Source organism: Marinoscillum sp. 108 (genome assembly GCF_902506655.1).
Taxonomy (GTDB): Bacteria; Bacteroidota; Bacteroidia; order Cytophagales; family Cyclobacteriaceae; genus Marinoscillum; species Marinoscillum luteum.
Genome location: NZ_LR734817.1, coordinates 235,766 through 255,116, shown reverse-complemented (window position 1 = coordinate 255,116; position 19,351 = coordinate 235,766). Strand labels below are relative to the sequence as shown.

Here is a 19,351-nt window from a genome sequence, read left to right as displayed (position 1 = left end):
GGTTATTCCGATTGCACCTCGGAGTAGTCCGCCGTATCGATCAGGCGCCCACGCGTATTGAAAAAGGACCATATCCCCGTCATCAGGCCTTTGGTGTATTGGCCCTCCGCAGCGATTTTTCCATTGGGGTGATATTGTCTCCATTCACCAGTCTGTAGTCCAGTGAGGTATCGTCCGGTTTCTTTCAAGGTGCCGTCTTCGTAGTAGTACCTGGCTACACCGGCTTTTTTTCCGTTGATCAATTCTTCCTCCGAGGCGATGGTGCCATCCTGATGGTAAGAAAGAAGGGTGCCGGTGCCATTTTTGAGTGTACCTGGAGTTAGTTCTTCACCCTGGATGGTAAAAAACGGACTTACTTCCATCAGACGTCCCAGTTTCCAGACCTGCTCTTGTTTGAGTTGTTCATTTTCGTAGAAAAGTCCCCACAGTCCATCCTCATCCCCGTGCACAAAACTCCCGATCATTCGGGGAATGCCTGAGTCGTAGTAGTAAATCCATTGATTTTCCATGAGGTCATTCTGATACTGGCCTTCATAGTCCAGGGCTCCATTGGCTTTGAAGTACTTCCAAAGTCCGGTTTTCTGGTCGCGCTCATAGTCACCTATAGAGAACAGCGTGCCATCCTCATAAAAGCTCAGCCATTTACCGGTTTTCAGGCCCAGGGCGTATTGTCCTTCCACACTTTTGGCTCCACTTTCGTGAAATTCTTTATAGGCTCCACTGAGGAGACCGTTTTTGAAGCGGAACTCTTTGCGGAGTTGTTTATTGGGGAAGTAGATCTTCCAGGTACCAGACTCAATGCCGTTGGTATAGTATTCTTCCGCTTTCAGGCGACCAAACGAGTAGTAGAATAAGCTCTTTCCGTTGAGCTGGCCATTTTTGTATTTCTTCACAAAGTTCACATTTCCCTCAGGGAAGTATTCTATCCAGGTACTATCCTGCTGACCATTGCGGTAGTATCCGGTCAGGGCCAGTTTTCCATTGTCATAGTATTCTTTGTAAGGGCCGTTGAGGACATTTTTCTCATACGTACTTTCATTGATCAGCACTCCGTAGGCGTCCAGCTTCCTGTTGAGGCCATGTTTTACTCCGTTTTCGTATTCTATGATTTCCTTGAGGGTGCCGTTTTGATTATAGTATTTCCATACTCCGGTTTTCTGACCGTTTTGCACAGCACCCACAAAGGCTCGGGTACCATCTTCATACTTGGAGCGATACACGCCATCGGGTAGGGTATCGGTCTGGAAAACCCTCTGGTTGGGGTCCAGTTCTGGATCCTGGGCCAGCAGAGGTCGCAGTGTGAGTATTGAAAAGGCCAGAAGGAGTATTCGCATATTACTGGAGGTAGTTCAAAAATCGGGCAAAACTATTCAATGCGAATGATTCATACTCAGACCAGGCTGTCACCGGCAGACAATCACTGATTTTTATAAAACCTTTTTCCTCGATATGCTGACTCACGGTTGCTCTGGTAAGTGTTGAGATTTGTTGATAATTATTTTCCTGGTAATGATAATCCCAGGGTTGATCATTCACACAAAAGTATAAAGCATTTTGCGCCAAAATGTTGTCAATAATTCTGGATTTGTTTTGTTGGAGGAAGTCACCTTGCAGATGAAGGGTACAACTGAAGTGGTGACCCCACCAGAGCATAGCGCGAAAAGCGAACACCTCTTTTTGGGTGAAAAGCCTCGGGTAATCCAATATGAAATAAGGAAGGCCCTGGTACTGTTCTCCTTTTGAGATCTTTCCAGCTTTCAGAAAAGTGCCCACCGGAAACTGGAAGGGCATTTCTTTGATCTCGTCAGCCAGCGCCCGCTCTATTTTGGCCAGGTATTGGATGATTTTTTCAGACAAGCTGTTTTTCAGCTTCAAGAAATTCTGATCATTCAATATGTCCAACTCCTCGGGTGTAGGTTTCATCACCAGCGAATCAAAGCAGAAGCCCAGGTAAATCCACTTCCAAATGCTGCCAGACACACCAGGTCTCCAGGCTTGATCTTTCCTTCCAAATGCGCTTCACTCAAGGCTATGGGAATGGAGGCCGCTGTGGTGTTGCCATAGCGCATGATGTTGTTATAGACATTGTCATCTCCCAGGCCCATCTTTTTCTGGATGAACTGACTGATGCGCAGGTTGGCCTGATGAGGAATGAGCATGTCTATATCGGAAGTCTGAAAACCATTGGTCATCAGAGCTTCCTGGATCACTTCACTGAAACGGGTCACCGCATGTTTAAAGACAAAGTTGCCATTCATATAAGGGTAGTAGCTGGTGTCTTCAGGGTCATTTTCAGTCATGATTTTATCTACCCAACGGTTCGTGGCGGGCCCGATCAGTGCCAATTCTTTGGCGTGTTTCCCTTCCGAGTGGAGGTGGGTGGAGAGGATACCTTTGGTGGTATCTTCTGACCTGGACAGTACAACAGCACCTGCTCCATCGCCAAAAATCACGGTGACTCCCCGTCCCCGGGTTGATTTCTCAAGCCCACCTGAATGATATTCACTTCCGATCACGAGTACATTTTTGTACATACCCGTTTTCACAAACTGATCTGCTACTGAGAGTCCATAGACGAATCCGCTGCACTGATTTCGCACATCCAGTGCACCGATTTCCCTAATGCCCAGGAGCTCCTGTACCTGTACACCCGGCCCCGGGAAATAGTAGTCTGGACTCAGGGTAGCAAATACAATGAAGTCTATGTCATCTGGGGTAAGCCCCGCGTTTTCAATGGCTATTTTGGCGGCTTTGGTCCCCATGGTAGAGGGCATGTCGTCCGTTGTGGGGTCTATCCATCGCCGTTCTTTGATCCCGGTTCTCTCCTCTATCCACTCGTCAGAGGTTTCCATATATTGTTCCAGGTCTTTGTTAGTAACTACATTGTCTGGTACGTAGTGGCCTATGCCGGAGATTTTTGAGGTGTACATGCGTAGGGTTTTTATGGGGTTAATGATTTCAACTGTTTTCAAAAATAGAGCTAAAAGGACATATTTCCCCTAGATATCCCAACCTAAATGCGGTAATGTTTGCTCCTTATTTCACTGAAAAATCCTTGACATGTGTGGTAGGCTCGCCGGAGGTGTCGTGAATTTCAAACTTTTCTTCCATGAGAATTTTTCCATTCTGGATAATTTCCACTTTGAACGTTTCGTCTCCGATAATTCTCGTGCTGTACCTTCCTGTTTGGTCTATGGGCGAACTGAAGTATTCGTCGAGGTATTGATAGGGGCGAAAGCGAATTTCGGCGTTGGTCAGGGCCGCACCCCTGGTCTCGTCGAAGATCCGACCCTCTATTTTTACTTTTTGCACCTCCCAGAAGAAATAGATGTCAAATCCACCTTTTGAATGCAGTCGGTCGGATACAAAGTATCCGGAGGTCTGATTGTCATTCATTTTGAAGTGAAGCTCATCGTTTGGAGAATTGATGGGCCAGCCCATGTTCTCAGGCTCTGACCATGAGAAGGAGGACGGGTTGTAGTAGCTCACGTAGATGTCATATCCTCCTATTCCACCGGGTCTGTTGGAGCTAAAGTATAAGGTTTTTTCGTCGGGAGACAGGTAAGGGCTGTCTTCATTGTAATCTGAGTTGATACTGGTGGAGAAGGGGGCAGGTTTGCTCCACTTGCCATTGGCCGGATCCCTGAAGGACTCATAAATATCCAGGCCATCGGTGTCTTCATCTGAGGCGAAAATGATACGATCTTCGTGTTCGTTGATGAAAAAGTGCGATGCCAGGTGATTATTGGAGATGCGGGCGTCAAACTCCACCGGAGTGGTCCAGCTGCTGCCGGAGGGTTGGCTGTAAAATAGATCACCACCGTTTTCTTCGCGGAAGAGGAAGAGTTTCCCATCGTCATTTATCACCTCTATGTTCGCATTTTTACGGGTGAAAGTGCCCAGGTTTTTAACCTCCTGTATTGGCTCCCAGCCGTTGGGTCCACTTTTGGTGTAGTAGATGGCGAATGGCTTTTCGCCACTGCCCTTCCTGTCAGAAGCAAAAAGTAATTCATTTTCACCCTGAAAGTACACGGGGGTCAGTTCTGAAGAAGACGAGTTCACAGGGCTTTCCAGCTGATGAATTTCGTAGTTGTCAGGATTGTTGAAGAATTCTTTTAGTTGGGTGCTGTGCTCCACCATTTCCAGTGACTCTTCCTCGGCATTTCCAGCGTAGGCTATTTTCTGGTGAAATTTCTCAAAAGCTGAAACGGCTTCACTGATTTGGTATCGTCTGGTATAGATCTGACCCAGCCAGTAGTAGTAGTGATCGTCGGAGCTACCATAGGAGCTTTCAAAACTCAATATTTTGGTTAGCGACTTGTCATCACCCTCAGGGCTGAGGAGTGTAGCAATCTCCATTTTATACTCCAGGTCCTGATATTTCGGATCGATTGCTGCAGTTTCTTTAAAGTACCCGAGAGCTAGCGGATACCGGTGTTCCCCCAGGCTTTCCAGCCCTTTTTCGTAGCTTTTTGCTTCCTTTTGAGCAAATGAGAAAAGGGACAAGAAGACTCCGACTCCAAATAGGAGTGTTCTTGTCAAAGTTGTTTTTGGCGCCATTTTGAATGAAAATTAACTTTGCACCTCAAGTTATTTAAAAAATTGACGTATCGGGATGCAGCTGTGGCGAAATTTTTACGCTTACTGTAGCACTCGGAATTCTATGCGCCGGTTCAATGCCCTGCCATCCACCTCATCATCATTGGACGCCATGGGCCGGCTTTCACCATACCCTGTCGTGGCAATTCGCGATGGATCAATGCCCTTCTCTACCAACCAGGTTTTTACAGATTCGGCCCTTCTTTGTGAAACGATAAGATTTGCCTGTTTGGAGCCTATGTTATCGGTATGTCCGGAGACCTCAATCCGGATATTCGGATTATCTGTTAAGAATGTCAACAACTGATTCAATTTGGGATCAGATTCCTTACGGAGCTGACTGGTGCCAAACTCAAAATAAACATTTCTCAGGGTCGTGTTTTGATGGTCACTGGTGTTTTCACTGGTGATCTCCTGAGTTTGTTCAGTATCCTGATTTTCTTCGGGTGACTGGTTAAACCGAGCCTCCAGTGCTGCTCTTTGTTCAGCTTCGAGCTCGGGTGGAAGCAGATAAAAATCTTTGAAGTGTATCACATTGTCACCTTCGGCGCCATCGACGGTAAAAATTTGATTCATGAGGGTATCAAAACCCTGAAGTACTTCTACCCTAAAGCTCTCATTGGCAATGATGTTGGTTTTGTACCTCCCGGAGGAGTCAAGCTTTGACCGGAAGTATTCGTCCAGATACTGAGCAGGGTGAAAGCGGATTTCGCCATGAGTGACAGGCTCCTGGGAGATGCCATCTATCACGCGTCCTTCTATAGTGGTCTTCTGTATTTTCCAGAAAAAGTAGATATCATAATCCCCAATAGAGTGTATTCTATTAGAAGAAAAATAACCAGAATTGAGGTCGGGGTTAATTTTAAAATTCACCTCATCATCAGGGGAGTTGATGGGCCAGCCCATGTTCACCGGATCCGACCATTGGCGGGTTTCCGGATCAAGCTCGGAGACATACACATCATACCCTCCTACGCCGTTGGGTCGGTCTGATGAGAAGTAAAATTTGGTTTCATCTTCTGAAAGAAAGGGACTGTCTTCGTTGGCTGTTGAGTTGAGGTTGGTAGCAAATGGATGCGGTTTTTCCCACTTGCCGGATTCGGCATCCTTGAAAGACTCCATCAGGTCCAGGCCATTCTTCTTGTTTTTGGAGGCGAAAATGATTCTGTCCTCGTGCTCATTGATGTAGAAATGTGATCCCAGCTTGGTGGAGGTGATTTTACTATCGAATTCCACGGGATTGGTCCAACCATTGGCCGTCAGCTCACTGTAAAAAAGATCACCTTTTTTGGCGTTGAAATGAAAGAGTTTACCATCGTTGTTGACCACTTCTATGTTGGTCATTTCCCTTTTGAAAGACCCTAACACAGAAATTTCTGTGGGCGCATTCCACCCCATGTCACCACTTGTTGCCTGATATATGATAAAATCGTCCCGATCTAGCCTATTGGAGGCGAAAAGCAGCTCGTTTTTTTCTTCAAAATACACCGGGCTGAGTTCGGCATATTCGGTATTGATGGGTTTGCCGAGCTGGTGTACCTCATAGTTATCAGGATTATCAAAAAATGCAATAAGCCTTTCGGTTTGTGCGATAAAATCCTTCGTTTCTATCACGATTTCCTCGCTTTTATAGGCTTTCTGCTTCAGAAATTTTTGCCATGATTCTACGGCCTCCGGGAACATGTATCGGTTAGCAAAGACACGTCCCATCCAGTAATGGTAGAACTTGTCAGTTTTTTGCTTGATCTCACTGTATTTGATGATCGCATCCAGAGGTCGTTCGCGGTATTCTTTTTGAGTGAGCAGGCTCAGTTCTAGTCGGTAGTCTGAGTCTTTGTAGGACTTTCCGGAGGCGGAAATTTCCTGAAAAAAGTAGGCTGCTGCCGGAAAATCTTCATCATAGAAGGCATAGAGCCCTTTGTTATATAGTTTTTTTTCCTTCTGTGCGTGGACACAAGAAAGGGTCAAGAAAGTGGCAATCAGGCATAATGGGACTCCCTTTTTAAGTGATATTCTCATATTTTACTAAGCAAATAAAAAATACTCCGGCGCTGGCTTTGGGAGGTAATTAATGCAGAAACTTAACTGAACAAGGTATAATTTCCAAACTGATCTGCTGGAGGTGCAGGCTTTACCAGTCCCTCGTCGTTATTCTTTAAGTCAGTCAGCCGCGGGCTCACAGCGTGCATTTTCAGGCCGCCTGGAGCGATGTTATCGAGTATCTCCCCGAGCTGGCTAAGGTTGGTGTCATCATTCATCCAACTCGCAGCTTGTTCGCTATTGAGGATGGCGGGCATGTCTTCCTGATAGTCTTGCAATGGTTCTGAGGAAGGAACCACCAGCATATTAAAGGTGCTGTTCACATTGCCCTGAAGGTCATCAAATTCCTCCCAAACTCCCGCTATTGCAAAAGGAAGCTGGTACTTATAGTAACAGAAGTAAGGAACCCGTTGCTTTTTGCTGAGCTGCTTCCAAACGTAAAATCCGTTGACTAAAATAAGGCATCGATCGGCTTGCAGTATTTTTTTGTACGCAGGCCTTTGCAGAGCATTGTCGCTGGTGAGATTGAACAGTCGCGGGCTGATGGATTTATTGTTGGCCATCGTATCAGTGATGCCCCAATGAAAATATTGAATCTGTCCCGGTTTTTTGTTGGTGATTACCGGGAGCCTCTGTGCCGGAGCGGCATTGTAGCTTTCCTTGTAGGGACTCTGGCTTTTCACGGAAAACTTTTGCTCAAGCTCCTCTATGGGGCAGAAAATGGTATAGCGATCGTACACAGATGGAAAGATAGCATGCTTTGGACGCAAATCTAATTTTGCTGACAAAATTCAAGTGCACGGCACTCTGACCAAAAGTAGGGTTGACTGCTTTTTTGATAGAAGCCGACATGACCGCCATGTTTGGTGGTTTCCAGATGTACCAGTGGGAGGTCGGCGGTCAGCTCGTGATCCACACTTTCCTGACTGAGCAGGGGGTCATTGATGGAGTTGAGAATGAGCGTTGGTACTTTGATTCCCTTGAGGAAATATTTGGCACTGCACTGACGGTAATAGTCCGTGGCATCCTGAAAGCCATGAAGCGGAGCAGTATAGTGATCGTCAAAGTCTCTGAGGGTTTTTACCTGCCTCAGTTTGTCCACATCGATTTGATCGGGCATCAGAAAGGCCTTTTCGCGTATTTTCTTTTTGAGGTTTCGGAGAAAGCGCTTTTCATAAATGAGCCCATTGGCAGTATGCAGTTTGTCAACCCCCGCATCCAGGTCCAGGGGAGCAGAGATGGCTACACCACGCCTGACCTGTGGATATCGAGAGGCCTCACCGAGGTATTTGAGGGTCAGGTTGCCACCCAGGCTAAAGCCCACCAGACTAATGTCCTCATAATCGGGTAGGGCGGCTTGTACCACGCTATCCAGGTCTTCTGTGGCTCCGCTGTGGTAAAAGCGGGCAGTTCGGTTCATTTCACCACTACATCCCCGGAAGTTCCAGGTGAGCACATCATAGCCGTTTTCAAAGAAGCACTTGGCCATCCCCAGCATATAGGGCCTGTCGGAGCTGCCTTCCAGTCCATGCTGGATAATAACCAGTCGGGAACAACCCTGCTTTCGCCAGTCCAGGTCCAGAAAGTCACCATCGGGAGTATCCACTCTTTGATGGGTCGCCGGAGCCACTTTTTTTACTTTTCTGAAAAGCGCCGGATAGATGGTTTCCAGGTGCGAAGAGAAGAATCGTTTGGGCCGGGTATAGTCAAAGTTGTCTTTCGCTGGCATTTGAAATTTTTAAAAAAAGAAGTCCCTATTTTTCCAATTTGTTATAATATCCAAATTAAAGGATTAAAGATGTTGGAGAAAAACCGACATGGATTAACTTTGGAATTGTTTGATAAGATATAAATAATGCGGATAAAATGGCTGAAGTAATCAGAATGCCAAAGATGAGTGACACCATGGAAGAGGGCGTCATCGCATCATGGATAAAAAAAGAGGGTGATGAAGTGTCTTCTGGGGATGTGCTGGCAGAAGTGGAGACCGATAAGGCCACTATGGAGTTGGAGTCCTATCAGGATGGAGTGCTTTTATATATAGGCATAAAGGAGCAGGAATCTGTGGCTGTGGATGGAGTGATTGCCATCATCGGCGAGAAAGGTGAAGATATCTCCGGGTTGCTCAAGGACATTGAAAGTGGTGGATCCAATGGCGCTTCTGAAAAGAAGGAGGAAGCTGTAGACGCACCAGCCACGGCAAAGGCGGAGGCAGTGGATACTTCTGGGATTAAAGCTACAGTGATCCGCATGCCCAAGATGAGTGATACCATGGAAGAGGGTGTAATCTCTGCATGGATCAAGAAAGAAGGTGATCAAGTAGAGGCAGGTGATGTGCTGGCTGAGGTGGAAACCGACAAAGCCACCATGGAACTGGAGGCTTATGAGGACGGAACTCTCCTTCATATAGCAATAGAAGATGGCGGATCTGTGCCGATCGATGGTGTGATTGCCATCATAGGAGAAGCGGGTGCCGACTGGAAAACACTATTGAAAGCTGAAGCAGCTGGTGGAGCCGCTCCAGCCAAAACAGAAGATAAACCAAAGGAAGAAAGTGTATCAGCCGCCAGCGCTGCGCCTGAAGCGAAAGCTGTGGCAGATACGCCATCCAGCTCCAGCAATGGAAGACTGAAGGCATCTCCTTTGGCAAAGAAAATAGCCCAGGAAAAAGGATATGATCTTGGTCAGATTGCCGGATCAGGTGACGGTGGCAGGATTGTGAAGAAGGATGTAGAGGACTTTAAGCCTTCGCAGGCAGCTCCCAAGGCGGAAGCAAAGGCGGCAGAAGCCCCGGCATTCAGTATTCCTTCTGTAGTGGGTGAAGAACACTCGGTAGATGTGAAAGTGACTCAGATGCGCAAGACCATCGCGAAGCGATTGTCTGAAAGCAAATTCACGGCGCCACACTTCTACATCACCATGGAGATCAACATGGACAAGGCGATAGCGGCACGGGCCAGCATGAACGAGATGTCCCCGGTGAAGCTCTCCTTTAACGATATGGTGGTGAAGGCCACTGCTGCAGCATTGCGTCAGCATCCTGATGTGAATGTGAGCTGGCACGGAGATGTAATGAAGAAGCATTCTCACATCCATATAGGTGTGGCCATGGCCCTGCCAGAGGGATTGATCGTGCCGGTGATTCGCTTTGCGGATAACAAGTCTCTTTCGCACATTTCTGCAGAAGTGAAAGACTTTAGCCAGAAGGCAAAAAACAAACAACTGACTCCAGACGACTACACGGGCAATACATTTACTATTTCCAATCTTGGAATGTTTGGTGTAGAGGACTTTACTGCGATTGTCAACCCACCGGATGCTTGTATCCTGGCAGTTGGTGGTATCAAGGAGACCGTGATAGTGAAGAATGGCGAAATGAAGCCCGGCAACGTGATGAAAGTGACCCTTTCGTGCGATCACAGAGCTGTGGATGGAGCCGTAGGTGCAGCCTTCCTCAAAACACTCAAAGGATTGCTGGAGGACCCTGTGAGAATTTTGATTTAAGGAATCAGACAAACCATATAAAGAGATGTCCCGTTATGCAATGACGGGACATTTTTATTATAGAATAAGCGATATAACATGGGAAAAGTAAAAATAAGATCTACCACGGTGGTGGCCATCAAGCACAATGGTCAGGTAGCCATAGGGGCAGATGGCCAGGCCACAATGGGCAACACAGTGGCAAAAAGCAACGTGAAGAAGATTCGCAAACTGCAGGATGGTAAGATCATTACCGGTTTTGCAGGGTCTACAGCCGATGCCTTCACCCTACTGGAGCGCCTGGAAGAGAAACTGGCTACCTATACCGGCAATATGAAACGTGCCGCGGTGGAGTTGGCCAAAGACTGGCGCACCGACCGCTACCTCAGGAGGTTGGAGGCCATGATGATCGTGGTGGACAAAGGGGAGATACTGGTGATCTCTGGCACTGGCGATGTGCTGGAGCCTGATGACGACATAGCTTCTATTGGCTCAGGCAGTATGTATGCCCGTGCTGCGGCCATCGCACTGAAGCGTCATGCTCCTGATATGACGGCCGAGGAAATGGTGCGTGAGAGCCTGGGCATAGCCGCAGATATCTGTATTTACACCAACCACAACCTGGTGGTGGAGACGGTGAAGTAAATATGAGGAAGGGGAGGAGCAGTCTGACGACAGGTTAGGTTGCTTCTCTTTCAACGCTCACCTTTCCTCACTCAGAGGATAAATGCTGGAGGTTCGTTGAAGCGCATGATCAAGATGATGAAAGTGCAACTCAGACTCTTTTCTTGCAGCGTTGAATCTCATTTGCCAGTCTTTCATAGCAGTTGTCCTTTTAACGCTTCCTGATAAATATGGTCTTGCTCATCGGGTGCACTCGCCGATCTCACGATTACATCAATTTTCTGATCTCCTATTAATTGTTTGACTCTGGCTTTAAAGGTGAGTTTTTTTGTGAGGAGCTGTGTGGGATCGTTCGTTCGGATTAGTAAATCCAGATCACCACCTTTCGTATCATTGGAGACCCTGGATCCAAAGAGGTATACCTCGCAGGAATTACCATAAATGGATTTGGCGGTTTTTTTGATGTGAGTAATATCCGAATTTGAGACTCTCATGGATTCAAAGATAGATATTTGATTTGGTCAAAAGAAGAGCCCGGTTGATCATGAAACCACCCGAGCTCAATGCAATAGACCTTAAAACTGTACCTCAGGCGCTTTTTCGGCACCCTCATCGGCGGCAAACAGTGCCTTGCGCTCAAAGCCTGCCCAGCCCGAAATGAAATTATTGGGAAACACCCGGATAAATGTGTTGTAGTCCTGAGCGGTTTCATTAAACCTTTTTCTGGCTACGGCTATACGGTTTTCTGTACCTTCCAGCTGTGCTTGCAGCTCCAGAAAGTTCTGATTAGACTTCAGGTCGGGGTATTTCTCCACGGTGACCAGCAGTCTGGAGAGTGCAGAATTTAGCTGACCCTGAGCTGCCTGAAACTGTTGCATGTTTTCCGCAGTAAGATTGTTGGCATCCAGGTTAATGCTGGAGGCTTTTGATCGGGCTTCCGTCACACCTATGAGCACATCCTGCTCCTGTTGAGCAAATCCCTTTACAGTATTGACCAAGTTGGGGATGAGATCACTTCGACGCTGATATTGGGTTTCCACATTGGACCACTCAGTATTGACAGCCTCTTCTTTGGTGACCATGGAGTTGTACTTACCGGAAAAGAAGTTGTAGACGAGAAAAACCGCCACAATGATGACGATAATGGTTATCCATTTTTTATTCATGGTGTTTCAATTTAATTTTTGAATTGTGTTGACTAAGTTACAAGGATAAGAGAACAAACGACATTGTGAAAATTCGGATACTGATACCTCTATTTATTTTTCTTTCATTGGGTGCATGGTCACAGGATGTAGCCCTGCCGGACCTGACCCGGCGAGTGACGGACCTTACGGGCACGCTCACCCCGGCTGAGCAGAATAGCCTGGAGCAGAAGCTTTTGAACTATGAAAACACCAAAGGCAGCCAGGTAGTGGTGGTGCTGATCCCCACCACAGGTGAGGAGACCATCGAGCAATACAGCATTCGCCTGGGAGAGGCGTGGAAAATAGGAAGACAGGGCGCAGATGATGGCGTGATCATGCTCTTTGCCATGACTGACAGAAAAATGCGGATAGAGGTGGGCTATGGTCTGGAGGGAGCGCTTACGGATGCACTTTCCAAGCGCATCATTACCAACGTCATTACACCGGAGTTTCGGTCCGGGCATTTTTATAAAGGGATCGACAGTGGTGTGGATGTAGTGATCAGTGCCATCATGGGTGAGGAACTGCCTCCGGCAGTGAAGCAGCGATCCACCAATAGCACCTCGTCCAAAAGCTGGGTGCTTCCCGTGCTGGTCTTAGGCTTCATTTTCACCGGAATACTCAAAGCTGTACTGACCAAAAAACTGGGTAAAGGCAAAGCCACTGGCCTGAGCGCGGTGATTGTGTTTATTCTTGGCTGGCTCCTCATCGGGCTGGCGGCAGGGATATTCATCGCCATCATCGTGGCTATCTTCATGAGCGTACCGTCCAATGGTGGCAGAGGGGGTCGTGGTGGCGGAGGTATGTACTGGGGCGGAGGCTTCGGTGGCGGAGGCTACTCTGGTGGAGGCGGCGGCTTTGGCGGGTTCTCCGGTGGTGGTGGAGGTTTCGGTGGCGGTGGTGCTTCTGGTGGGTGGTAATATTAAAACAGAACAATGGCTAAGAAATATACTTTTACAGAATCAGAAAAGCAGCAGGTAGAGCAGGCCGTGAAAGAGCTGGAAACGGTCTCCTGTGGGGAGATAGTGCCCTATTTTGTGGGATCAAGTGATGACTATGCCGAAGCTTCGTGGTACGTGAGTACTTTGCTGTCCGGGTTCACCCTGGTGCTGGTAGGCGTACTTTCCTACACATGGATGCTGCCGTTTCGCATCACCCCCATGGAGGTGGCCATCGTGGCTTTTGTGGCTTTGGTGATTGGCTTTTTGTTTCCCCTTCTCTTTCCCCAGGCCAAGCGCTGGATCATACCTAAGGAGCGACAGGCCCAGCGGGTCCGCCAAAGGGCGCTGGAGGCATTTTTGAATGAAAAAGTGTTTGAAACAGAGGAGCGGGTGGGGATACTGATATTCGTGAGCCGCCAGGAGCACATGGTGCTGGTACTGGGTGATGAGGGCATCAGCCGAAAAGTACAGACCGCCGACTGGCAGACGGTGGTGGACGAGGTGGTCATGGGCGTGAAGGCCAACCAAATTGGGGAAGGATTGGTGAAAGCCATCGGTATTTGTAAGGAATTGCTCCTCAAAAATGGTTTTGTCCGAAAGTCTACCGACACCAATGAGTTGGATGATGGACTGAGGATAGAGGACTGACCAAACTAAATCTTCTTATTTCAGTGGTGAAAATGTCTGATGCTTCGACGGAGCTCAGCATGACATTTTCAATCGACGTGGCGCTGGGCATTGTCACGCTGAGCCCGGCATTGTTATCTGATCTTGGCATTATCACACTTAGCTCCATCGAAGAGTAAGACAATGCCTATACAATCGCCCCATCTTACCGAAAGCCATTCACCAGATGAGATTCCCGCCTGCGCGGGAATGACATAACTCAATGGAAGTGCCTTCATCAACGCCCTCTAGGGCTCGATTGATGAAACTTTGCACTAAACATTCGGTTTACATGCTTACAATCGACTTGAGCAAATGATGTATATTTAACCTATGGATTATAGACAGTTTTTGGAAATCCGAGCGGACAAACGATTTGGGAAGCCCTGCATTATAGGAACCAGAATTTCGGTTTATGATGTGTTGAACTGGCTGTCGAACGGAATGAGCCGTGAAGACATCAAATCTGATTTCGAAGAATTGACTGACGAAATGATTGACGCTTGCCTGGCTTATGCCGCCGATAAGGAAAGGAGACTAATTTCAGTTCAGTGACCTTATTATTTGATCAGAACATTTCACCCAGAATTCTTAGGGCGCTCCCTCCAGAGTTTTCAAATTGCCAGCAGGTGAGATTTGTTGGATTAGAAAATTCATCTGATTTTGAGATCTTTCAATATGCCCGGGACAATCATTTTGCCATAGTGACTTTTGACTCAGATTTTGTGGACCTCAATGCCATGCACGGAGCACCTCCAAAGGTTATTTACCTGAATACTGGTAATCTTACCACCAAGAACATTTCCGAACTCATCATTAGCAACATACTGAGGATCACCCATTATTTAGGTTCAGAATCTGATGACATTCTGGAGCTCATAAAGGCTTCATAACCTCTTCTCCTGGGTGGATAAAAGAGGGCTTCCCAGAAAATGTCTGATGCTTCGACGGAGCTCAGCATGACCTTTTCAATCGACGTGGCGCTGGGCATTGTTACGCTGAGCCCGGTGTTGTTATCTGATCTCGGCATTGTTATTTCGAGCTCGGCATTGTCCCTCTGAGCTCCGTCGAAGAGTAAGACAATGCCATCAACCTACCTGATGGTTCGATAGACTCACCTTCGTAGATGGGAAGACGGTGCATAAACTCCCTCGTGGAAAAGTGCTGCAGGAGGTCATAAGTCGCGCAGGAAGGGTCATAAGTCATGCAGGAAGGGTAAAAAAGATGCTGAGGGACGAAATAAAATTCCGCAGGGAGAGGCCCTTCTCCCGCAGGACGAAATATTATTTCGCAGGACTCATCATCAACGACGCAGGACGGGCTCCAAACCCTGCAGGGAAACCCGGGAAGGCGCAGCGCGCCAGCGCACCAAAGTTTACATCTGGCATCCTCCAGGGTTTTCAAAACCCCGGAGGATTCGGAAAGGATTCCGCACATAGCGGAAAATAATGCTTGACTTGTAATGGTTATATGGCTAGCTTGGGTATGTGGAGGTTGTTCTATGCGTCTAGATGTTAGGTTTTATGGCGTGACGCAGAACCATGATACTAACCGAATTAAGTAATCCTATAGTAGTTGGTATGGCTATTTCTTAACTTTGCAGGATGTACTATAGAAGGAAATTGCTATTAGGGATTTTAGAGGAATTTGATGGGGTATTGTCACATACAAAGCTTCAAAAAGTACTATTGTTAGTAACTAGGAAGCAATCAGAGAAATCCTTCGATTTCGTCCCATACAAATATGGAAGTTTCTCATTTCAAGCCAATCAAGATTTATCAACTCTGTCCAAAAAGGAGATTATAATCGACAAAGTTAAAACTCGTGGTTCTGATTGGATTATTAATTCAGATGAAGCTTTCTTTCCGACTCTCAAAAAAGAAGACCAAGCCGCAATTAAACAGACCAAGAAAGAAGTGGCCAAATTCAATCAGCAGGAACTGGTAAAGTACACTTACATTAAGTACCCCTATTTTGCTATTAAGAGCCAGATTGCTGAAGAACTCTTAACAGATAAAGAATTTGAAAAAGTAAATGCTCAAAAAAGAAGTTTTGATAAACCTGCTTTTTTCACGATTGGGTATGAAGGTATTAGCCTTGAGACTTACTTAAATAAACTCATAATCAATGATGTGAAATTGCTTTGTGATGTTCGTAAAAATCCTTTAAGCATGAAATACGGCTTTTCGAAGAATCAGTTGAAGAAAGCTTGTGAAAGCGTTGGGATAGAATACCTACATATTCCACAATTGGGCATTGATTCTGAAAAGAGAACGGACTTAAAAACGATAAATGATTACAACAAGCTTTTTGATGAATATGAAAAGACCACACTTGTTGAGAACAGTGTTCATTTGGAAGAAATTTACAAGCTAACTGAAAAATATAAGCGAATTGCGATAACTTGTTTTGAGAAAGAACCATGTATGTGCCATAGAAGTAAGGTAGCAAGTGCACTTAAGCAGCTTCCAAGATGGGACATCGATCAAAAGAACTTGTAATGCCCAAGGAGAAAGTATTAATCACCGTCAAAACCTACCCCTCACTTTCTGCCAAATATGACGAGCTCGTATGTACTGCGGGATTTAAAGAAGACGGCACTTGGATAAGAATTTTTCCCGTTCAATTTCGGAAAAAGAAATATGGTCAACAATATTCAAAATATCAGTGGGTTGAAATCGATTTAGTTAAGAATACAAGTGATTTTAGAAAGGAGAGTTACCGTCCAGTCAGCCATGAAACTGAGATAAAGATAATAGGTGAAATCAAGCCTGATGGTGATGATTGGTCTGAAAGAAGGAAGATCGTGTTGAACAATGTCTACACGAGTCTTGGTAAATTAATTGCTGAAGCTAAGAATAAAGAAATTGGCACTTCATTAGCTGTATTTAAACCAACTGAAATTGTCAATCTTGAAATTAAACAGGTGGATCGTGAATGGAGTAAAGAAAAACTTGATAAACTAAATCAACTCAACTTGTTTGAGTCTTCTGACAAGGACGGGAAGTTCGAAGTTGTTAAGAAACTTCCATACAAATTCTCATATAAACTCAAGGATTCGGAAGGCACATCAAGTACCATGATGATTGAAGACTGGGAAATTGGTCAACTTTATTGGAATTCGTTAAAAAGACATGGCGGTGATGAGAAACTTGCTTGTGAAGATGTAAGGAAGAAATATGTGGACGATTTCGCAAGAACAAAAGATTTGCACTTATTTCTAGGAACCACAAAACTTCATCACAATACGGCTCCCAACCCATTCGTAATAATTGGTACCTTTCACCCAAAACCTACAACTCAAACATCTTTGTTTTAGTGCTTTGTGATACTGATGTAAAAAAAACAAGGCGCTCAACAGAAATTGAGCGCCTCGTTGGTATAATGGGGTCTGATCTCCTTACTCCACGATCAGCTTGCCTTTGAAGGTCTCCCCACCGCCTGTGACGGTGATAAAGTAAAACCCGCTTCCGAATGTGCCAGTCTTGATCTGTGTGGTCAGGAAGCCATTGACGGCCTTGCGCGCGTCGGTAAAGACAATCCTGCCATTCAGGTCGCTGATCTGTATCTGCAGGTAGTCTTCGGTCCTCACTTTCAGGTGGAGGTTCACAAAGTCCTCCGCAGGGTTGGGGTAGAGCTCCGTGGTGAAGGTGGTCGTTTCCTGTACCTCAGCGATCCTGCTGCCACTGGCAGCGATGGTCACGGCATAGTCTTCCACTTCTCCATAGCTGAAGGCCTCACACGAGGTAGGTGCGCCATTGTACTTCATGCTCACCCGCATGGTGGTAATCCCCTCGGAGGCCGAGGTGGGGATCGTGATGCTGCCTGTGGTGGTAGATTGTATCGGTCCGGTGCTGAAGAGCTCTTCTCCGGCATCTGCAAAGTCCCCATCACGGTTCAGGTCCACCCATATTTTGACGTACTCATCATACACTCCGGATGGGAAAGCAGGTGTCAGGCTGAAGGAATAGGACTGACCCTTGGCCACCGTGGTAGAGAGGCTGGTGTAGTTGCCATAACCACCGTCGTTGCCGCTGGAGTTGCTGATAGCCCCCAGGCTAAAGCTGGAAATGTACTCATAGGATGAGTTGTTGCCCTGAGAGGCGCAGTAGCCCGTGGGCATGGTGCCACCTGTGCCGCCTCCTCCTCCGCCGGAGCTACCTCCGGTGAGCAACCCCACATTGTCAAAATCGTCCTGTGTCAAAGTGGTCCATTCGGCGGTGCTGTAGGTGGACGAAGGGCCAGCCACGGTGGCTTTTCTTTGTAGCGTGACATTCTGTGCAAAGTTGCCCGAACCACCACTGAATGTGCCGACAATATCCGTGAGCACATCATTCTCAAACAGCCCCACAGGGTCGTTGCCGTTGAAAGTCATCACAGAGCTCGAGGTGGTGAGGTCTGCCTTGGCCAGCAGGGTGCTGCCCGCACTGCTGTACACGATCACATACACACTCTGAGCGGGGAGCGTGCCACTCAGGCTGAGGGGAGAAGACCAGGAGCCTGCTCCGTTGGTTTGTTTCTTCAGGGTGTAGGCAGACAGGTCTACAGACGTAGAGCCTATGTTGGCAATTTCAATGGCTTTGTTGTTGGAAGAGCCTTCCACATACTCGGAGATAATTACCGTGCCGGTGGAGCCACCCCCACCGCCTCCGCCGCCACCACTCCCAATGGTGAAGGACTTGGTCTCTGAGGAAGTAAACTGTCCGCCACTAGCGAGTGTGCCCGCTGATGAGGTCCATTCATAAGATCCTGATCCGTAGCTGCAGCAGATGCCATCGCCATACTGATCGTTGATGGTGAAGTCATAAGTACCATCAGCGAGACAGAGGCTTTCCACATGAGCCGTGTTAGCAGCTGTGTAGCCACTTCCGGAGGCCACGGTGCTGCCGTCTTTGGTCAGTGTCCAGGAGGTTTCCGCCGGGTAGTTGTCGGTCACGAGGGTGAAGGTCACTTCAGTGTCGGCACAGCTCCCGCCGCCTCCACCGCCACCACCTCCGGAACCCCAGATAGAAGCCACGTATTCCGGGTGGTCTATGAATGGGTTTCTGTTTCCCTGATAGCTGAAAATGGCGTCATTTCTGTCCATTTCCAGAGTGGTCACAGGATCTTGCTCGTGCCACAGCAGCAGCACCGAAAGTTTTCCGTGAAAGGGCGTCTTGTCGGTGTTGGAGAGAATCTCTTCGGTGAGCTCCAGGTCGGGCTCGCCGTTTTCTCCCTCGTAGCGGGTGGCCATGTAGAAGATCATTCTGGCCACATCGCCTTTCACCTCATCACCAGGATACCAGGTGTAGTCGGTTCCCGATTTGGCAGGTGTAGGGCCGGAGTAGTTGCCTGATCCGTCTATGTACTGTGTGCCGCCCTCGTCAAAGGCCCTGTTGTTTCTGGCAGAGTTGGTAGAGACATCTTCCGCACGGATGTGGTGGATGTCGGTACCCGGCCCCATGGTGGTGCCAAAGTCTCCCCGTGATTTGGCCCAGACGTGCTCGCGGTTCCATCCGGCTCCACCTGCATATTCAGCGGCAGCGTCCATGGAGAAGCGTGAGTAGATGCCCATTACATTGTTAGGATTGTTGGGATCCACATCAGTGACCTTCAGCAGGTCCCATACATTGGCATAGCTATATTCCGTATGACCATCGATGATGTCGTTCAGGGCAGATTTCAAGGCTTCCCCGGACAGTCCGTTTGCTGAGTTGTAATATCCGGCCGGAGCTTGCGCCCCCGCGGTGAATACAATGAGCAGTAGCAATAAGAGTGAGTAGGTTTTTTTCATGATACGTTTTGAATTAGGTTCCTCTAATATACCCTGAA

Annotated in this window: 18 protein-coding genes; 8 read left to right on the top strand and 10 right to left on the bottom strand. The window is 47.3% G+C overall.

Features of this window, described 5'->3' with window-relative positions; all coding sequences use genetic code 11:
• Positions 1-2: 2 nt before the first annotated feature.
• The 7 genes from GV030_RS18420 to GV030_RS18390 form a co-directional block, all read right to left on the bottom strand.
• Positions 3-1,334 (bottom strand): toxin-antitoxin system YwqK family antitoxin, encoded by a 1,332-nt coding sequence (locus GV030_RS18420; RefSeq protein ID WP_159584831.1) that lies wholly within the window; start codon positions 1,332-1,334, stop codon positions 3-5.
• Position 1,335: 1 nt separating this feature from the next.
• Positions 1,336-1,923: a hypothetical protein gene (locus GV030_RS18415; protein ID WP_159584830.1), complete on the bottom strand. Its 588-nt coding sequence runs from the start codon at positions 1,921-1,923 to the stop codon at positions 1,336-1,338.
• On the bottom strand, positions 1,923-2,930 hold the full coding sequence (locus GV030_RS18410; protein WP_159584829.1) for a 3-oxoacyl-ACP synthase III family protein: 1,008 nt from the start codon (positions 2,928-2,930) through the stop codon (positions 1,923-1,925). The genes GV030_RS18415 and GV030_RS18410 overlap by 1 nt, the downstream gene beginning before the upstream one ends.
• A gap of 106 nt (positions 2,931-3,036) precedes the next feature.
• Positions 3,037-4,560 carry a PD40 domain-containing protein gene (locus tag GV030_RS18405; protein ID WP_159584828.1) on the bottom strand — a complete coding sequence of 508 codons (1,524 nt, stop codon included), beginning with the start codon at positions 4,558-4,560 and terminating at the stop codon, positions 3,037-3,039.
• A gap of 81 nt (positions 4,561-4,641) precedes the next feature.
• Positions 4,642-6,618, bottom strand: a complete 1,977-nt coding sequence (locus tag GV030_RS18400) for an OmpA family protein (protein ID WP_159584827.1) — start codon at positions 6,616-6,618, stop codon at positions 4,642-4,644.
• Between the two features lie 62 nt (positions 6,619-6,680).
• Positions 6,681-7,409, bottom strand: a complete 729-nt coding sequence (locus GV030_RS18395) for an SOS response-associated peptidase (protein WP_159584826.1) — start codon at positions 7,407-7,409, stop codon at positions 6,681-6,683.
• A 2-nt stretch (positions 7,410-7,411) separates the two neighbouring features.
• On the bottom strand, positions 7,412-8,368 hold the full coding sequence (locus GV030_RS18390) for a YheT family hydrolase (RefSeq protein ID WP_159584825.1): 957 nt from the start codon (positions 8,366-8,368) through the stop codon (positions 7,412-7,414).
• A 137-nt stretch (positions 8,369-8,505) separates the two neighbouring features.
• Between GV030_RS18390 and GV030_RS18385 the strand changes: the two genes are divergently transcribed.
• Complete coding sequence (locus GV030_RS18385; RefSeq protein WP_159584824.1) at positions 8,506-10,143, top strand: pyruvate dehydrogenase complex dihydrolipoamide acetyltransferase; 1,638 nt, start codon at positions 8,506-8,508, stop codon at positions 10,141-10,143.
• 78 nt (positions 10,144-10,221) lie between these two features.
• Positions 10,222-10,767, top strand: a complete 546-nt coding sequence (gene hslV / locus GV030_RS18380) for an ATP-dependent protease subunit HslV (protein WP_159584823.1) — start codon at positions 10,222-10,224, stop codon at positions 10,765-10,767.
• Positions 10,768-10,940: 173 nt separating this feature from the next.
• Here the strand turns inward: hslV and GV030_RS18375 are convergent, their stop codons facing one another.
• Both GV030_RS18375 and GV030_RS18370 read right to left on the bottom strand, forming a co-directional pair.
• A complete protein-coding gene (locus tag GV030_RS18375; protein ID WP_159584822.1) occupies positions 10,941-11,240 on the bottom strand; it encodes a nucleotidyltransferase domain-containing protein in 300 nt (99 codons plus the stop codon).
• Between the two features lie 81 nt (positions 11,241-11,321).
• A complete protein-coding gene (locus GV030_RS18370) occupies positions 11,322-11,912 on the bottom strand; it encodes a LemA family protein (protein WP_159584821.1) in 591 nt (196 codons plus the stop codon).
• A 65-nt stretch (positions 11,913-11,977) separates the two neighbouring features.
• Here GV030_RS18370 and GV030_RS21655 point away from each other — a divergent pair, with 65 nt between their 5' ends.
• From GV030_RS21655 to GV030_RS18340, 6 genes are all read left to right on the top strand, one after another.
• Entirely contained in the window at positions 11,978-12,853 is an 876-nt protein-coding gene (locus tag GV030_RS21655; protein ID WP_221413410.1) for a YgcG family protein, read from the top strand.
• A 15-nt stretch (positions 12,854-12,868) separates the two neighbouring features.
• Positions 12,869-13,522 (top strand): TPM domain-containing protein, encoded by a 654-nt coding sequence (locus GV030_RS18360; protein WP_159584820.1) that lies wholly within the window; start codon positions 12,869-12,871, stop codon positions 13,520-13,522.
• 351 nt (positions 13,523-13,873) lie between these two features.
• Positions 13,874-14,095, top strand: a complete 222-nt coding sequence (locus tag GV030_RS18355; RefSeq protein WP_159584819.1) for a DUF433 domain-containing protein — start codon at positions 13,874-13,876, stop codon at positions 14,093-14,095.
• Complete coding sequence (locus tag GV030_RS18350; RefSeq protein ID WP_159584818.1) at positions 14,092-14,433, top strand: DUF5615 family PIN-like protein; 342 nt, start codon at positions 14,092-14,094, stop codon at positions 14,431-14,433. Before GV030_RS18355 ends, GV030_RS18350 begins: the two co-directional genes overlap by 4 nt.
• Positions 14,434-15,144: 711 nt before the next feature.
• A complete protein-coding gene (locus GV030_RS18345; protein WP_159584817.1) occupies positions 15,145-16,041 on the top strand; it encodes a DUF488 family protein in 897 nt (298 codons plus the stop codon).
• Positions 16,041-16,859 carry a hypothetical protein gene (locus tag GV030_RS18340; RefSeq protein WP_159584816.1) on the top strand — a complete coding sequence of 273 codons (819 nt, stop codon included), beginning with the start codon at positions 16,041-16,043 and terminating at the stop codon, positions 16,857-16,859. The genes GV030_RS18345 and GV030_RS18340 overlap by 1 nt, the downstream gene beginning before the upstream one ends.
• A gap of 81 nt (positions 16,860-16,940) precedes the next feature.
• Here the strand turns inward: GV030_RS18340 and GV030_RS18335 are convergent, their stop codons facing one another.
• Positions 16,941-19,313, bottom strand: coding sequence for an endonuclease (locus GV030_RS18335; protein ID WP_159584815.1), 2,373 nt, complete (start codon positions 19,311-19,313; stop codon positions 16,941-16,943).
• Between the last annotated feature and the right edge of the window lie 38 nt (positions 19,314-19,351).

Coding starts and splice junctions, on each gene's coding strand:
- GV030_RS18390 (WP_159584825.1), bottom strand. CDS start 8,368: ATGCCAGCGAAAGACAACTTTGACTATACCCGGCCCAAACGATTCTTC.
- GV030_RS18370 (WP_159584821.1), bottom strand. CDS start 11,912: ATGAATAAAAAATGGATAACCATTATCGTCATCATTGTGGCGGTTTTT.
- GV030_RS18375 (WP_159584822.1), bottom strand. CDS start 11,240: ATGAGAGTCTCAAATTCGGATATTACTCACATCAAAAAAACCGCCAAA.
- GV030_RS18360 (WP_159584820.1), top strand. CDS start 12,869: ATGGCTAAGAAATATACTTTTACAGAATCAGAAAAGCAGCAGGTAGAG.
- GV030_RS18405 (WP_159584828.1), bottom strand. CDS start 4,560: ATGGCGCCAAAAACAACTTTGACAAGAACACTCCTATTTGGAGTCGGA.
- GV030_RS18410 (WP_159584829.1), bottom strand. CDS start 2,930: ATGTACACCTCAAAAATCTCCGGCATAGGCCACTACGTACCAGACAAT.
- GV030_RS18385 (WP_159584824.1), top strand. CDS start 8,506: ATGGCTGAAGTAATCAGAATGCCAAAGATGAGTGACACCATGGAAGAG.
- GV030_RS18400 (WP_159584827.1), bottom strand. CDS start 6,618: ATGAGAATATCACTTAAAAAGGGAGTCCCATTATGCCTGATTGCCACT.
- GV030_RS18335 (WP_159584815.1), bottom strand. CDS start 19,313: ATGAAAAAAACCTACTCACTCTTATTGCTACTGCTCATTGTATTCACC.
- GV030_RS18355 (WP_159584819.1), top strand. CDS start 13,874: ATGGATTATAGACAGTTTTTGGAAATCCGAGCGGACAAACGATTTGGG.
- GV030_RS18415 (WP_159584830.1), bottom strand. CDS start 1,923: ATGAAACCTACACCCGAGGAGTTGGACATATTGAATGATCAGAATTTC.
- GV030_RS18345 (WP_159584817.1), top strand. CDS start 15,145: ATGTACTATAGAAGGAAATTGCTATTAGGGATTTTAGAGGAATTTGAT.
- GV030_RS18420 (WP_159584831.1), bottom strand. CDS start 1,334: ATGCGAATACTCCTTCTGGCCTTTTCAATACTCACACTGCGACCTCTG.
- GV030_RS18340 (WP_159584816.1), top strand. CDS start 16,041: ATGCCCAAGGAGAAAGTATTAATCACCGTCAAAACCTACCCCTCACTT.
- hslV (WP_159584823.1), top strand. CDS start 10,222: ATGGGAAAAGTAAAAATAAGATCTACCACGGTGGTGGCCATCAAGCAC.